Here is a 14,918-nt window from a genome sequence, read left to right as displayed (position 1 = left end):
GTGCATACAGGTTCGTTCAATGGCGACGAAGGGGAAGGACATGGCTGTCTGGGGATTGGATGGCGAACGCCTTAAGCGGCGTGCGCTTGCCATGCTCCGTTGGCTGCTGGACCCTGTCCGCCGCACGCCTGTGGTAGTGACAAGTGCTCTGCTGACGCTGCTGCTGACAGTCCTGATCGTCAATCTGTTCCAGCCGGTGGATGCGGCTCATGCGGAACGAACCACAGCTGCGGGTGCTTCGAGCACATCCACCGTTTCGGTCAGACGATTTCCCAAGGCACATCATCCCAGTAAATCTGCCTCCTCCTCATCGGCCACGAAGGATCAGACAAAGCAGCAGAAGCCAGACCCTGCTGCTACTTCCGCTCATCCTGTCGATTGGCTCAAGCCTTCCCAGCAGGTCGATTACCCGGATCCTGCAGCCCACCCTGGCCTCTCCCTGGAGGTCAGCCTTCAGGACCAGCGGGTCTATGTGCGCGACGGGTCTGAACTGCTCTACACCATGTACGCCTCGACGGGCATGGATGACTCCACGCCCAGGGGCAGCTTCCGCATCCAGGCCGAGCGCGGCGACCACTTCTACAATCCCGGCGAGGGGATGGGCGCCCGCTACTACACCAGTTTTTTGAACCACGGGGTCTTTCTCTTCCACTCGGTCCCCACTGATTCCAAGGGCGGCTACATCAAGGAGGAGGCCGATATGCTGGGCATTCGCCCCGGCTCCCACGGCTGCATCCGACTGACAGTGCCCGACGCTCGATGGATCATGCAGTCCGTACCCGCCGGCACGCCCGTTCTTATTGAATGAGACACATGATTTTGATGTTCAAATTAGTTGCAGTAGCTTGATATGGACTCGATAAAAATATATCCTAAAATTTCTGATCTGCTTTCACTGATTTCCTCAAATTTGAGTAAATGTCCATCTTCGTTATATACAGACTATTGCACTTGTTGATTGTTGTTCAATTAATATTTTGAATATCTCATTTCGTTACTGAAAAGCTACTGTATACATGCTTAACACAAGTAGTGGAGTTGTCGTCCAAATAAATAGGAACTATTTTGCTGGGTAAGTGAGTTCTACATATAAACAGTGGCTGGTGTGCCTATGCTTTACTGGGTTCTAAGCTGCTTTTCCCATTCTTCGATGACTGTATGTACCTTCTTTGCAGAGACTGAGTTGGTAGAAGTATTGTTTTGAAGTACGACTTGATAAGCTGCAACTGAATAGATATTGATAATAATGTCGCCGTCATGTTTAGCAATTTTGTTCATTAGTTTTGCAACGGCAGCTTTGTATGCATCAGCATTGATGAATTGCTGTATAAGCGGCAAATTCATGACATAGTTATCATCGACTTTTTGTGTCAGTGCATCAAGTATGAAGATAACGAAATGTGCCTTATCTACCATGTGAGAGAAAACAGTAAACGCTTCATGCTGGTCATAGTCTTTATTAAATAAAGTTGGAATGCAATTTGCATACAATCTCATGCCTTTGCCTGAAAAAGTTTTTATGTGGGATTTGAACTCCCATTTTTGTAGTCGATCATTGAATTTGGTGCTGAGTATGTTGAGATTATTTTTCCAATCGTCAGATCGAGTGGGAATTCGAATATAAGAAAAATCAGGCAGCTCTAATGACAAATGTTGAACTTTATCGTTAGATTTTTTAGTGCGAGTTTTTTGCGAAAGCTCAGCATGGATTTTATACGAAAGATAAGCGCACAATACCAAGGATAGCGGAGAGTCTGAATCCAAGATTTGTTGAGTCAGCGTATCAAATAGGGCCTCATAGTTCGGATAACTGCAACCTGCTTTCAGGATACTGAGTGTTACATTTAGAGTTATATATCCTTGATTTATCTTGCTGAACTTTTCTTCGAGTTTGAGGCAAAAGTCTATCACTTTTGCAGCTCGATCATTATTGCTATTGCCGAGATACTTACCTGCCTTGTTGGCAAATAGAGTATTTTGGAAGATATCCCAGTGGTGCTTATCTATATCTGCAGAGTTTAGCGGATCATAAAGCAGGAATTCCTTGTATTCGTTTTCATGAATACTATCTTGTTGAATAGATAAGCGGAAATATGCATCAAAATATTCAGGTCTATATATATGGCGATCTGCTCCATAGGGGTTGAGAGATGCTGCAGAAACATATTTCTGACCGTTGTGGCGCAACGTTGACACTTTGGCAAAGGGGAATAGCGCTTTGACAGCTGCGCTATCTTGTCTGCCCGTTTCTCCATTGTTGGAATCCATGACTTTTAGCAGCTCTTCAAGTATATCTGAAAGAGTTTCAATATAAGGGTCTCCGGAAAGGCGGGATGAAAGTGTTGACGAAACATTATGACTGCATAGAAGGTTCTTGTGCTTGATGATCCATCTATAAAGACTCGGTCGAAAAACCTCAAGGCTTGTAATTCCTAGTAAATCTCCTGGTTCAACATCGTCTTTTAAAACCTGATATCGTATTTTGAATTCATTTGTCAAGCGGATTGCGTCTCGTAAATTATTGACAAACGGAGCTATGCAAGTTCGGTTGATATCTACGAATGAAATTGTACTTAAATCCGTACTTGGCTGGGCTATAGGCTCACGTTTTTCTAATTGTATGATGCTTTCTATTTCTGATGTGAGCATTCTTTCTATGACTTCTTTGGACGGCTCCGGTAAGCCGATAGGGACTTGGATGATCTTTTCCAGATACTCATCACCCTTGTTGTGACATTTTTTGTCTAAGGACTTAGTGACAGCTTCACGATCATATAAGAGTACATACGTCACATATGGAAGATCACCCACGGCCTTAACAGCCCGGAGCATTTCGGCTATTTCGCTGTCCGTCAAACGATCTAAATCATCGATAAAGACAATAATTTTAGTTTTAGTTGTGTCAAGCTTTTTCTTGAGCTTTCTTCGTTGTTCAGCAAGCACTTGCATATCTGCGTTATAGGGATTGAGATAATCTCCAATATTGTTAAAGAATGTTGCAATTAGGTTAATACTATAAGAAGAGCTTTGCGACACTAGATTGCATAAAGCTGATAACAGAGAACTCCATCGATTGGAAAATGTAGCTAATCGTAAAGCCAGTCTAGAAACAGAATTGGTTTTGCTGGACAGTGTTTGTGATATTTGTTTGAATAAAAGAGAAACTACCTGACCACTGCCAGAGTACATCCAGGGTTCGAATTCAATGATATGGTATTCGTCTGTGTCCTTAGATGCTTTGAGTGCATTAATAAGCAAATTTTTTAACGATGTTTTGCCTGATCCCCATGGGCCATGAATACCAATAATGAGTCCATGCGGGTCAGTGCTATGAAGAAGAGCGTCTGCAAGATTTTGTGTATATTCTGCTCGTTGATATTTATCCTCGGACTTGTCTGTAATTGGTTCGTCGAAAAGCCACGAAGAAGGCTGCCTTGAATCCTCTTTCATGCTATAAGGATACAATCTAAAGACAGGCGCTTACTGAAGCTTTGATGTTGAGTAGCCTCTTGTGTTTGTATTACGGATCCGATCCATGTTGGTTTGGACATTGATCTCTCTATCTGTGTTCGTGCTTGATGTGCGAATCGAACCTCAACTTTTATTATTTTCTTCGCTTCGAGTTTTGCTACGAGAATTTCCAATGTTGAAAAGTCTGCGAACTGTATCGACCATATTGGCATCTGGAGGACTAAATAGCCTCGTCCAAAATGTGACCATCCGCCGTCGTGCCTGCCCTCGGTTTTCTAACTTTGCCCTACCACAGAGAGAACTATCGAGAGGAAGTGGTCAGGAATCATGCAAAAGGTGCAGCGGTTCAGTGACTGGTTGACTAAGTGGTTCATCCTGGTGGTCCTAGTGTGGGCCGCCATCAACTTCTTTGTCCCGCAGATTAGCATTTGGGCCCGCAGCTACACCAACTACTTCCTGAGCATTATTCTCTTCGGCATGGGGTTGACCCTGAGCCTGGACGACTTCAAGCGAATCCTCAAGATGCCGCTCATGGTCATCGTCGGCACCATAGCCCATTACCTGATCATGCCCCTGCTGGCCGTGCTGCTCTGCCGCATCTTCCGCCTGGACGGCATGATCGCCGTGGGAGTCATCCTGGTGGGCTGCTGCCCCTCGGGGACATCCTCCAACGTCATGTCCTACCTGTCACGAGGAGACGTGGCCCTGGATGTGTCCATAGGTCTGCTTTCCACCTTGTGCGCGCCCTTCATGATCCCCATGCTGATGAACCTGCTGGCCAGCCAGTATGTGGCCATCCCCACCAAGCAGCTCTTCCTGACCGCCCTTGAAGTGGTGCTGATCCCCATCGCCCTGGGCCTGGCCGTCCACGCCATATTCAAGGAGAAGGTGCAGAAGGTGACCGTGGCCCTGCCGGCCGTCTCGCAGATCGCCATCCTGGTCATCATCGGCGTGGTCGTCTCCGTTAACCATGCCAAGCTCTTCACCGCCGCCACCGCCCTGGTCCTGCCGGTGGTCATGCTCCACAACCTGTGCGGGTACGGGCTGGGCTTCCTCTTCAGCAGGCTCATGTACCGCCTCTACCCCAAGGGATTCCGCTACGCCCAGCAGAAGGCCATCACCTTCGAGGTGGGCATGCAGGATTCCGGACTGGGGGCGACCCTGGCCCTGCAGGCCTTCGCCGCCGACCCGATCGTGGCCATCCCCTCCACCTTCTTCAGCGTCTGGCACAACATCTCCGGCTCGGTCCTGTCCGCCTGGTGGCGTCGGCATGACGACCGGCTGGGGATTGCCGCCGACTCCGCCCAGGGCCGTCCTGAACCGGCTCGCGCCTGATTCTGGAACGCCTTGATTGCTGGCTGGATCTGCTACATGCCCGGTCCGGCCAGTATGAAACCTAGGGCCGTCAACAGAGGCGGCAGGAGGATCGAAGCTGCTAGATAGCTGAGGGCTGCCAGATGCCTTCTCTGCCGGGCCAGGGCCAGCACCTCGTTGACCGCTGTCGAAAAAGTAGAGAAGCCGCCCAGCAGTCCTGTGGCCAGCAGTAGCCGTCCCCAGTTAGGCAGTCCATGGAAGGCGGCCAGAGCGGCCACCAGCCCTGCGGCCAATCCGGCCAACAGGTTGATGATCATGGTCGACAGGGGCAGGTCCACCTGCCAGCGGGCCTTGACCAGGGTGTCCAGCAGGTAGCGCAGTCCAGCCCCCAGGCCGCCGCACAGGCAGATCAGCAGTGTAAATGTAATGGTCATCGCGCACCTGCTTGGATGTGTGCGGCCAGACGGGCTCCCAGCGCTGCCATAGTCCAGGAGACCAAGAGGCCTCCGGCGAAGGAGACCAGCAAGTAGGCAAGGGTTGCCTGGACTTGACCGCTCGACAAGCCTTGGACCAGTTCCAGCGAGAGGGTGGACATGGTCGACAGCCCTCCGCACAGGCCCATACCCAGACCCTTGTTGGTCAGCTGCCTTCGGCGCTCATGTGCGCTTTGGGGCAGTCCGGCCAGGAAGGCGGTCAGCAGGGCGTAACCTGCGCAGGCGATCAGGTTGGCCAGGAGCGTTCCTGGATGCAGGGGGCTGCTCTGGCCCGGCAGCAGGCTCAGGGCGTACCGGCAACCGGTGCCCAGGGTTCCGCCCAGTATCACCACCAAGGCTGTGGCCATATCAGGTCCGGTAGGTGGTTTGGTCATTGGAGGCTCGGTTCCCGACGGGTCAGCGTCCGCAGGGGCGGGCTGAATGGCATACGCCTGCACCCGGCCCACAGACGGGTCGTCGAATCATGGTGCAGGAACTATCAGCAGTTTGCGGTTCGGGGCTCAAGCCCCGGGCGGGTTCCATCGCCCGAGGCTCATTCTAGGAGCCCAAGAGGACCACAGCCGTCGCAGCTGCGAGACTGCTCACCCGGTGTGGTTCTCCGGATCCAGGGTCAGCCGGTCGTCGTCCGCATCGTAGTCGAAGAGCTCGCCGTAGCGGCCCCAGGTGATGGCCGTGTCGAACTGCTGGACGGCTTCCTTGTCCGAGTGGTGGGCCCGCAGCAGGTCCAGGATCAGGGAGCCATGCAGGCTCTTGTCGTCGCTGTTCTTCAGGGCCCGGTCGATGATGCGGATCAGCGGAACATGATCCATCAGCATCCGTGAGAACATCTCCTTGCTCTCCAGAATGTCGGCGTCGTGCCAGGCACGGCCCTGGTCGGTCAGCCTGACGTGCCCGTTGTCCGCCTGGAAGATGCCCAGCATGAGCCCGGCGTCGATCAGGGGGAAGAGGTCGTCCACCTCGAAGGAGAGCTTGGCGGCCAGGTCGGCCAGATCCATGCCGTTGGGCTGGTTGACCATGACATCGGCCAGACCGGCCAGGCCGCCGGGGGTGGCATCGGGCAGGTTGCGCTCGGCGGTGTCCTCGTCCCGCACCGAGTCCCGCACGGCCTGCCGGTTGCGCACCTTGGTCTGCAGACGGCGGCGGATGTCCTCGCTGTCACGCTGGCCGGTCAGGATGGAGTAGAGGTAGTCCACGCAGGACTGGAAGAGGTCGGACTGCTTGTCCCGAGGCCTGTCCAGGTTGATGGGCACGTTGGCGATGACCCGGCCCGGGTGCGAGTCCAGGACCAGGACCCGGTCGGCCATTTCCACGGCCTCCTCGATGTTGTGGGTGACGATCAGGACCGACTTGACGCTGCCTGCCTCCTCGGACCAGACCTTGAGGACCTCCTGGCGAAGATTCTCGGCAGTCAGCACGTCCAGGGCGGAGAAGGGCTCATCCATGAAGAGGGCGTCCGGCTTGAGGACCAGGGCCCGGGCGATGCCCACGCGCTGGCGCATGCCGCCGGAGAGTTCCTTGGGGTAGGCGCTTTCGAAGCCGTCCAGGCCGATGGCATCGATGGCGGCCAGGGAGAGTTTCTCGCGCTCCTTCTTGGGTACGCCCCGGGCCTGCAGGCCCAGTTCCACGTTGTCCTTGACGGTCAGCCAGGGCATCAGGGCGAAGCTCTGGAAGACCAGGGCCACGCCGGGGTTGGGCCCGTCCAGCTGCTTGCCCCGGTATTCGACGCTGCCCTTGCTGGCCGGAACCAGGCCGGCCAGGATGCGCAGCAGAGTGGACTTGCCGGCGCCTGAGCGGCCCAGGATGGCCACCACCTCGCCCTCGTGCAGGGTGAAGTCGATGTTGTCCAGGACGGTCAGCTCCGCGCCCTTGTCGGACTGGTAGGTTTTGGTCACGTGCTCGGCCGTGATGATCCCGTTGGAATTGATCTTGGTCATTGTCGAACCTCTCAGACTTCTCATGTCAGGGAATAGCGCCGTTGTGCCAGTGATTGCAGGGGAGACCAGAAGAACCGGTCGGCCAGGACCACGAAGATGCTCATGACGGCAACCCCCAGGATGATGCGTGGGGTGTCGCCGGTGGCGGTCACCTGGGCGATGTAGGCGCCCAGGCCCTTGGCCGTCAGTTCGGTTTTGCCGTAGGAGACCACCTCGGAGACGATGGAGGCGTTCCAGGCCCCGCCGGCCGCTGTGATGCCGCCGGTACACCAGGAGCCGAACAGGGCCGGCAGGATCAGGGTCTTCCATCGCTGCCAGCGGTTCTGCCCCAGGCTGCGCGACATCTCCAGCAGGTCGTCGGGGATGGCCGAGGCCCCGGCGATGACGTTGAAGAGGATGTACCACTGGGTGCCCAGGGCCATGAGCAGGATGCTGCCCCAGTTGATGTCGATCCGCCAGATGATGAAGACCATGGTGACGAAGGGGAAGATGAAGTTGGCCGGGAAGGAGGCCAGGATCTGCACTAGGGGCTGCAGGTAGCGGGAGATGCGCGGATTCATGCCGATCAGGGCGCCTATCGGGACCCAGACGATGGTGCAGACCACCATCAGGATCAGCACTCGCAGGAAGGTCAGCAGACCCAGCTGGAAGACGTGCCCGACCTCGCCCAGACCCAGCGGGCGGATGACCAGACGGTCCAGCTGCCAGAGTCCCCACAGGCCTATCAGCGCCAGGAAGACCCACCAGATCAGGTCACTTGCCCGCCGGCGTCCGCCTCCACGGCTCCAGCGCGATCCGGTGCGGCCCAGGGGGCGGGTGATCCGGTCCAGCAGGTCGGCCAGGGGATGGCCCACCAGGCCCAGCAGGTCCTTAACTCCGGACAGGCGGATGATCGTCAGCACCAGGCTGCGCCGGGGCTCGGTGGACTGGCTGCTGGTGTAGCGGAATTTCTCGGCCCAGGCGGTCAACGGCTTCCAGAGCAGGAAGTCAATCAATAGGACCACCACGATCATGGTCAGGATGGCCAGCCCCACCTTGCCCAGGTCCTGCTCGGCGGTGGCCTCCTCCACGAAGGAACCGATGCCGGGCAGGGCCAGGGTCCTGTTGTTGACCGAGATCATCTCGGAGGCGGTCAGGAAGAACCAGCCGCCGCCCATGCTCATCATGCAGTTCCAGAGCAGGGGGATCATGGAGTTGGGCACGTCCAGTTTCCAGAAGCGCTGCCAGCGGGTCAGGCGCATCAGTCTCACCGCCTCGTCCAGGTCGGCGGGCTCGCTGGTCAGGGAGTTATAGAAGGAGAAGGCCATGTTCCAGGCCTGGCTGGTGAAGATGGCGAAGATGGAGGCCGCCTCCACGCCCATGATGGACCCGGGGAAGAGGACCAGCCAGATGGAGATGGTGGCCGACAGGAAGCCCAGGACGGGCACCGACTGCAGGATGTCCAGCAGGGGGATGAGCACGGCGCCCAGGCGGCGGGAGCGCGCGGCGGCCAGTCCGTAGAGGAAGGCGAAGACCAGGGAGATGATCAGGGCTGCGAACATGCGGAAGAGAGAGCGCAGCGCGTAGTAGGGCAGGTTGGACGGGTCGGTGGAGACGTGCGAGGGTACGCCCGCCGGGCCGATGGGTGCGCCCAGGGCCGGCAGCAGATAGGCCAGGGCCCCCAGCAGAACTAGGGCGCCTATGGCTACGGCCAGGCCCGTCCATATGCGGGTGGAGCGCGATGCCTGGCTGCGGTCGTCGTTCAGTGGAGAACGGAGCATTCCTGGCAGTGCGACAGTATTCACGATGGCCTCCCTCCAAGGTGCGGAACATCCCTGTCGGCAGCCTCGAAGACGGCGTGGCGATCGGCCATGAGCCGACCATTGTCATCGTTCAAGCTTCGGCTTCGCATGGTATTTGGCCCTGCATTAGTCCCTGCCTTGATCCGACGGGGACTGTTGACCTGCGCGGGGTGTCTCCACCACTTTGCGGCAGCATGCCTTGTCCATGCGGTAGCTTCACCTACCGACCACCCAATAACATAGATGGGCCCAAGAGCAGTGTCAAGCATTTGCGAAACCAGCGTTGCCAGCCTTGCCGTCCTTGCCAGGACTGACAATGACAAGGGTCTGCACGCAGTCATTGCAGGCGCGAAATGGAATGTAAGGAGTGAATCCCTATGAAGATCGTGGCAGTCACGGCCAACCCCGAACCCAAGAGTCTGACCGATGCGGCGGGCAACGCCCTGCTGGACGGTGCGGCCGAGGGCGGGGCCCGCACCGAGTTGATCGACCTTTGTGCCGAGGGGTTCAATCCCGTCTTCGGCATGGAGGACAGGACCCATTACCTGGGCCAGGGACCCATGCCCGAGGATGTCCAGGCCATGCAGGAGCGCATCAAGGATGCGGACGTGCTGGCCCTGGTCTTCCCCATATATTGGTACAGCATGCCGGCCATCATGAAGGGCTTCATCGACCGGGTCATCTGCAGGGGCTTCGCCTATAACTCTGATGGAACACCTGGAGCCCTGGCCGGGCGCCGGGTGGAGCTGATCATGCTGACCGGCGGAGACAAGGAATGGTACCGGTCCAGTGGCATCGGTGAGGCCTTGGACAACCAGCTGGGCAGGCAGACCTTCCTCAAGTACTGCCAGGTCGCCCAGGTGGAGACCATCTATGTGGACAATCTGGATTCGGGCAACGATGAGCAGGAGGCGCGGGAGGCCGCCGACCGGCACCTGGTGGCCCTGGCCCTCAAGGGTCGTCGGCTGGCCGCAGGCACCGAGCCCGGTGCAGGCCAGGACGCTCAGTGACGCTCAGCATCGGGTTCGTCTTCGATGACACCCTGGATGTGTTTGACGGGGTCCAGCAGCACATTCTGACCCTGGGACGGGAGCTGGGCAGGCGGGGCCACAGGGTTCAGTATTTGGTCGGGCAGACCGCTCATCCGCCGGTTGACGGGGTTCACTCCCTGTCCCGCAACGTCATGGTCTCCTTCAACGGCAACAGGATGCGAATACCCCTGCCAGCGCCCAAGGCGCCCATCCGTCGGGTTCTGGAGGCCGGGCACTTCGACCTGCTGCACGTCCAGGCCCCCTACAGCCCCTTCCTGGCTGGACGGGTCATCCGCGCCGCGAACCCTTCAACGGCCCTGGTGGCCACCTATCACATCGCCCCCACGGGAAACCTGCAGCTGCTGGGCGGTCGGCTGCTGGGGATGATCAACCGCAGGACCCATAGGCGCATCGACAGGGTCATCGCGGTCTCGCCTGTGGCGGCCAGCTATGCCCGGCAGACTGCCGGTGTGCCCAGCAGGGTGGTGGCCAATCCTGTGGATGTGGATGCTCTGCGCCGGGCCCGTCAGGCCGCTGGCGACCAGGAGGTGGCGCGCCTGCACGGCCAGGGGCCGCATCTGGTCTTTCTGGGACGGTTCGTGGCCCGCAAGGGGGCGGGGATCCTGCTTTCAGCCCTCCAGGCAGGGGAGCGGGCCGGCATCCTGCCTGAAGACCTGCATGTGACCATGGCCGGCAAGGGCCCGCTGCTGGAGGACTGCCGTCGAAAGGCTGCAGCCCTGCGCACTCCGGTGGCTTTCCCCGGCTTCGTGGACGAGAAGGACAAGCCCGCCCTGCTGGCCTCATCCGATCTGACCGTCTTTCCCTCCACCGGGGGCGAGTCCTTCGGCATTGTCCTGCTGGAGGCCATCGCCTCGGGCACGGCTCCGGTGCTGGCCGGGGACAATCCCGGCTACCGGTCTACCCTGATGGGCGATGAGCGGGCTCTGGTGACCGTCGACTCGCCCAACACCCCCGAACTGCTGGCCCGGCGAATCGTCCAGGCTCTGGGGGACCCCTCCTGGAGGCGGAATGTGCGCCATGACCAGCTGGCGCTCTTGGACCGCTACGACGTGACCACGGTGGCTGATCAGGTGGAGGAGGTCTACCGGCAAGCCATTCAAGACCGCCGTCTCATGTAGGCTGGGTACATGTCATTCTTTGATTTCTTCGGTTCCATGTTCGACCCTGAGGGCGGTCCAGGCGGACCAGGCCGGCGTCGCAATGACGACGACCCGGTCATCCTGCATGTGCAGACCGATGGGGAGGGTCCCGGCCAAGGGGGCGGCAGCACGCCCCGTTTCCGCTTCGCCGGACCAGGTGACCCCCGGCTGACCTCCCGCAAGAAGGACAGTAACGGACCTTCCCGGGGCATGCGGATTCTGGCCGTGGTTGTCGCTGTCGTCCTGGTCGTCCTCCTGCTCCTGTTCGGGCTCAGCCGCTTCATCACCGATGTCATGTGGTTCTCTCAACTGGGAGCGGCACGGATTGTCTGGACCCAGCTGGGCATCAAGGTGGGCCTGTGGCTGGCCTACGCCCTGCTGCTGGCCGCGGTGACCCTGCTCTCGGCTTTCCTGGCCATCCGCAGCCGTCCCGATTCGCCCGACGGGTCCACCATCAGGGTCAGGGGCGATCTGATCGAGGTCGGCAAGGGGGTCTCTTCACGCAAGGCGCTCAAGGTGGCTGCGGTGGTCTCCCTGGTCGTCGGTGTTTTCTTCGGCTTCCAGTTCAACGCCGATTGGAAGCAGGTGCTCCTGCTCTTCAACGCCCAGTCCTTCGGGGTGCGCGATCCCCAGTTCGGCTTGGATAACGGATTCTATGTCTTCATTCTGCCCGGGCTGCGGCTGCTGGTCTCCTCCCTGCTGATGATGCTGCTGGCGGCCACGGTCTTCAGCCTGGTCACCAACTTCCTCATGGGCGGCATTCGCTTGACCATGCCCGTACAGGGCCGCGGCATTCTGGAGATGACCCGTGCCGCGCGCAGGCAGGTAGCCGTCTGGCTGGTCCTGTTCATGCTGGTCTGGGCCGGCGATACGGCCTTGGGCGTCTTCGGCAGGCTGACTGAGGAGGGCGATCGGATCACCGGCGCCTCCTACACCTCGGTCAAGGCGGCCATTCCCGTCACGCTGATTATGGCCGTGGTCATGGCCCTGCTGGGCATCATTCTGGCTGTCTGGATTCTGAGGTCGCCCACCCTGGAACCCGGCCGTGTCCATGCAGGATCGCTGGGGTCGGCCGTCAAGCAGTGGCGGGTTCCCGTCCTGGCTGTGGCCGTCACTATTGTGCTGTCCCTGCTGCTGACCGTCTTCTGGCCGGCGCTGGTCCAGCGCTTCCGGGTCAACCCCAACGCCCAGGAGATGGAGTCCGCCTACATCCAGCGCAACATCACCGCCACAGCGCAGGCCTATGGGCTGGACAGGCTGAAGACCGAGGCCTATGACGCCACCACCGAGGTCCAGTCGGGTGCCCTTTCCCGGGATGCGGAGACCACCGCGCAGATTCGTCTGCTGGATCCCCAGGTGGTTTCGCCCACCTTCCGGCAGCTGCAGCAGTCCAAGCAGTACTACACCTTCGAGGACACCCTGGCCGTCGACAAGTACGACATCGACGGGGTCAGCCAGGATACGGTCATCGGCGCTCGCGAGCTGGACCTGGAGGGCAACGACAACCGCAACTGGGTCAACGACCACACGGTCTTCACCCACGGCTACGGCATCGTGGCCGCCTACGGCAACAAGGTCACCCCTGACGGGCAGCCCGAATTCTTCGAGCAGGACATCCCCACCAAGGGCAAGCTGACCGACAGCCAGCACTACGAGCCGCGAATCTACTTCTCGCCCAACGCGCCCGAGTACTCCATCGTCGGCGCGCCCCAGGGCTCCTCAGGCTGGGAATTCGACTATCCCACCGGCTCCAAGGGAGCCACCAACACCTTCAAGGGCAACGGCGGCCCCTCGGTGGGCAACTTCCTGGCCCGGGTCCTCTACGCCATCCGATTTGGATCCGACCAGATCCTCTTCTCGGACCGCGTCACCCCCGACTCGCAGATCCTCTACAACCGCTCGCCCAAGGAGCGCGTGGCCCAGATCGCCCCCTATCTGACCCTGGACGGACGCGTCTATCCGGCTGTGGTTGATGGACGGGTCAAGTGGATCGTCGACGGCTACACCACCTCCGACGCCTACCCCTACTCCCAGAAGGTGGACCTGGGTCCCATCACCCAGGACACGACCACCCTGAGCTCGGAGGCCGTCAAGGGCCTGGGCTCCCAGAAGGCCAACTACATCCGCAATTCCGTCAAGGCCACGGTCGATGCCTATGACGGCTCGGTGGACCTGTATGCCTGGGATGCCAAGGATCCGGTGCTCAAGGCCTGGCAGAAGGTCTTCCCCGGCCAGTTCAAGCCGCTCTCGTCCATCTCGGGCGACCTGATGAGCCACATGCGCTACCCGGAGAGCCTGTTCAAGGTGCAGCGCCAGCTCCTGTCCCAGTACCACGTCAACTCGGCCAGCCAGTTCTTCTCCGGCGAGGACTTCTGGCAGACCCCCGTGGATCCGACCGGCACCAGCAAGGAGCAGAAGGCCGGGGTCAAGCAGCCTCCCTACTATCTGACCCTGCAGACGCCGGGGACCGACAAGCCCGCCTTCTCGCTCACCTCCACCTTCATCCCCGCAGGCACCTCCACCAGGGAGATCCTGACCGGGTTCCTGTCCGTGGATTCCGACGCCGGGTCGACCAAGGGGGTGATAGGCCCGGACTACGGGACAATCCGGCTGATGGAGCTGCCCAAGAATTCCAATGTGCCCGGCCCTGGGCAGGCCCAGAACAACTTCAACTCGGATGCTGCGGTCTCCACTGAGCTGAACCTGCTCCAGTCCGGGTCCACCAAGGTCAAACGTGGCAACCTGCTGACCCTGCCCATAGGCGGCGGTCTGATCTACATCCAGCCGGTCTACGTCCAGTCCAGCGGCGCCACTAGCTTCCCCCTGCTCAAGCGGGTTTTGGTGGCCTTTGGAGACAAGGTGTCGTCGTCGGCCACACTGGATGCGGCCCTTGACAAGACCTTCCAGGGCAATTCGGGCGCATCGGCCGGCGATGCCGACAACACCGGACGCACCAAATCTGATGCTGATCAGAGCGACCAATCCGGTAAGGCCCCGGACAAGACCGCCGGCTCCGGCGGGGCGTCGGCCACAGCAGGACAGGCCCTGAAACAGGCCTTGGACAAGGCCAACCAGGCCATGAGCGACGGCGATGCCGCCCTGAAGAAGGGCGACTTCAGCGCCTACGGCGAAGCGCAGAACCGTCTGCGCGAAGCCCTCAAGGAGGCCTCCGACCAGGAGGGCGGTAACAAGTGAGCGCCGCCCCGCGCATTCGGCTCTGCCGCCGCGGGGACCTGGAGGCGGTCACCGCCATCTACAACCAGGCCGTCATGGATGGCGGTTCCACTGCGGATACGGCCCCGGTCAGCCTGGACCAGCGCCTGGAATGGTTACTGGCCCATGATCCGGACCAGGGCCATCCGGTCCTGGTTCTGGAGCAGGAGGGCAAGGTGCTGGCTTTCGGCTCCCTGTCGGCCTACTACGACCGGCCCGGCTATCAGGAGACCTGCGAGCTGAGCTACTACGTGGATCGCGGCAGCCGTGGACGCGGCCTGGGCGCCCTGATGGTCCATTCCCTCCTGGAGCGCGCCCGGCAGGAGGGCATGCGTCTGGCCGTGGCCACCGTCTTCGATGACAATACGGCCTCCAAGGCCCTGCTGCATCGCTTCGGATTCAGCCGCTTCGGCCTCCTGCCCCAGGCCGCCTGGGACCGGTTCGTCCTGCATGACGTCTCCTACTGGAGCCTGTCCCTTGAGCGAAACGGGGTCGGGGAGCCTGTGTAGAATCTCACCGT

11 protein-coding genes and 2 riboswitches are annotated in these 14,918 nt (G+C 59.4%); of the genes, 6 read left to right on the top strand and 5 right to left on the bottom strand.

What is annotated here, in order from left to right; translation table 11 throughout:
* Positions 1-19 precede the first annotated feature (19 nt).
* Positions 20-808, top strand: a complete 789-nt coding sequence (locus LPC22_RS00540; protein ID WP_229131631.1) for a L,D-transpeptidase — start codon at positions 20-22, stop codon at positions 806-808.
* 308 nt (positions 809-1,116) lie between these two features.
* Here LPC22_RS00540 and LPC22_RS00535 read toward each other — a convergent pair whose 3' ends face one another.
* On the bottom strand, positions 1,117-3,450 hold the full coding sequence (locus LPC22_RS00535) for a KAP family P-loop NTPase fold protein (RefSeq protein WP_229131630.1): 2,334 nt from the start codon (positions 3,448-3,450) through the stop codon (positions 1,117-1,119).
* Between the two features lie 348 nt (positions 3,451-3,798).
* On the opposite strand from LPC22_RS00535, the gene LPC22_RS00530 reads away from it, so the two are divergent.
* Entirely contained in the window at positions 3,799-4,806 is a 1,008-nt protein-coding gene (locus tag LPC22_RS00530) for a bile acid:sodium symporter family protein (RefSeq protein WP_229131629.1), read from the top strand.
* A gap of 32 nt (positions 4,807-4,838) precedes the next feature.
* On the opposite strand, the gene LPC22_RS00525 is transcribed toward LPC22_RS00530, so the two are convergent.
* From LPC22_RS00525 to LPC22_RS00510, 4 genes are all read right to left on the bottom strand, one after another.
* Positions 4,839-5,219 carry a fluoride efflux transporter FluC gene (locus tag LPC22_RS00525; protein WP_229131628.1) on the bottom strand — a complete coding sequence of 127 codons (381 nt, stop codon included), beginning with the start codon at positions 5,217-5,219 and terminating at the stop codon, positions 4,839-4,841.
* Positions 5,216-5,653 (bottom strand): fluoride efflux transporter FluC, encoded by a 438-nt coding sequence (locus tag LPC22_RS00520; RefSeq protein WP_229131627.1) that lies wholly within the window; start codon positions 5,651-5,653, stop codon positions 5,216-5,218. Before LPC22_RS00520 ends, LPC22_RS00525 begins: the two co-directional genes overlap by 4 nt.
* 88 nt (positions 5,654-5,741) lie before the next feature.
* Positions 5,742-5,814, bottom strand: a riboswitch (Fluoride riboswitch).
* A 46-nt stretch (positions 5,815-5,860) separates the two neighbouring features.
* Positions 5,861-7,213 (bottom strand): ABC transporter ATP-binding protein, encoded by a 1,353-nt coding sequence (locus LPC22_RS00515; protein WP_373312839.1) that lies wholly within the window; start codon positions 7,211-7,213, stop codon positions 5,861-5,863.
* 20 nt (positions 7,214-7,233) lie between these two features.
* Positions 7,234-8,973, bottom strand: a complete 1,740-nt coding sequence (locus LPC22_RS00510) for an ABC transporter permease (protein WP_229132237.1) — start codon at positions 8,971-8,973, stop codon at positions 7,234-7,236.
* 97 nt (positions 8,974-9,070) lie between these two features.
* Positions 9,071-9,229: riboswitch (M-box (ykoK) riboswitch) on the bottom strand.
* 142 nt (positions 9,230-9,371) lie between these two features.
* Here LPC22_RS00510 and LPC22_RS00505 point away from each other — a divergent pair.
* From LPC22_RS00505 to LPC22_RS00490, 4 genes are read left to right on the top strand one after another with little or no spacing between them, the layout of a single operon-like run.
* On the top strand, positions 9,372-10,004 hold the full coding sequence (locus tag LPC22_RS00505; RefSeq protein ID WP_229131625.1) for an NAD(P)H-dependent oxidoreductase: 633 nt from the start codon (positions 9,372-9,374) through the stop codon (positions 10,002-10,004).
* Positions 10,001-11,164, top strand: a complete 1,164-nt coding sequence (locus tag LPC22_RS00500) for a glycosyltransferase family 4 protein (RefSeq protein ID WP_229131624.1) — start codon at positions 10,001-10,003, stop codon at positions 11,162-11,164. The genes LPC22_RS00505 and LPC22_RS00500 overlap by 4 nt, the downstream gene beginning before the upstream one ends.
* Before the next feature lie 9 nt (positions 11,165-11,173).
* Positions 11,174-14,380 (top strand): UPF0182 family membrane protein, encoded by a 3,207-nt coding sequence (locus LPC22_RS00495; RefSeq protein ID WP_229131623.1) that lies wholly within the window; start codon positions 11,174-11,176, stop codon positions 14,378-14,380.
* Positions 14,377-14,907, top strand: a complete 531-nt coding sequence (locus tag LPC22_RS00490) for a GNAT family N-acetyltransferase (RefSeq protein WP_229131622.1) — start codon at positions 14,377-14,379, stop codon at positions 14,905-14,907. The genes LPC22_RS00495 and LPC22_RS00490 overlap by 4 nt, the downstream gene beginning before the upstream one ends.
* Positions 14,908-14,918 lie beyond the last annotated feature (11 nt).

This window comes from Bifidobacterium mizhiense, assembly GCF_020884755.1.
Lineage (GTDB): Bacteria > Actinomycetota > Actinomycetes > Actinomycetales > Bifidobacteriaceae > Bombiscardovia > Bombiscardovia mizhiensis.
This window is presented reverse-complemented; position numbering and strand designations above follow the sequence as displayed.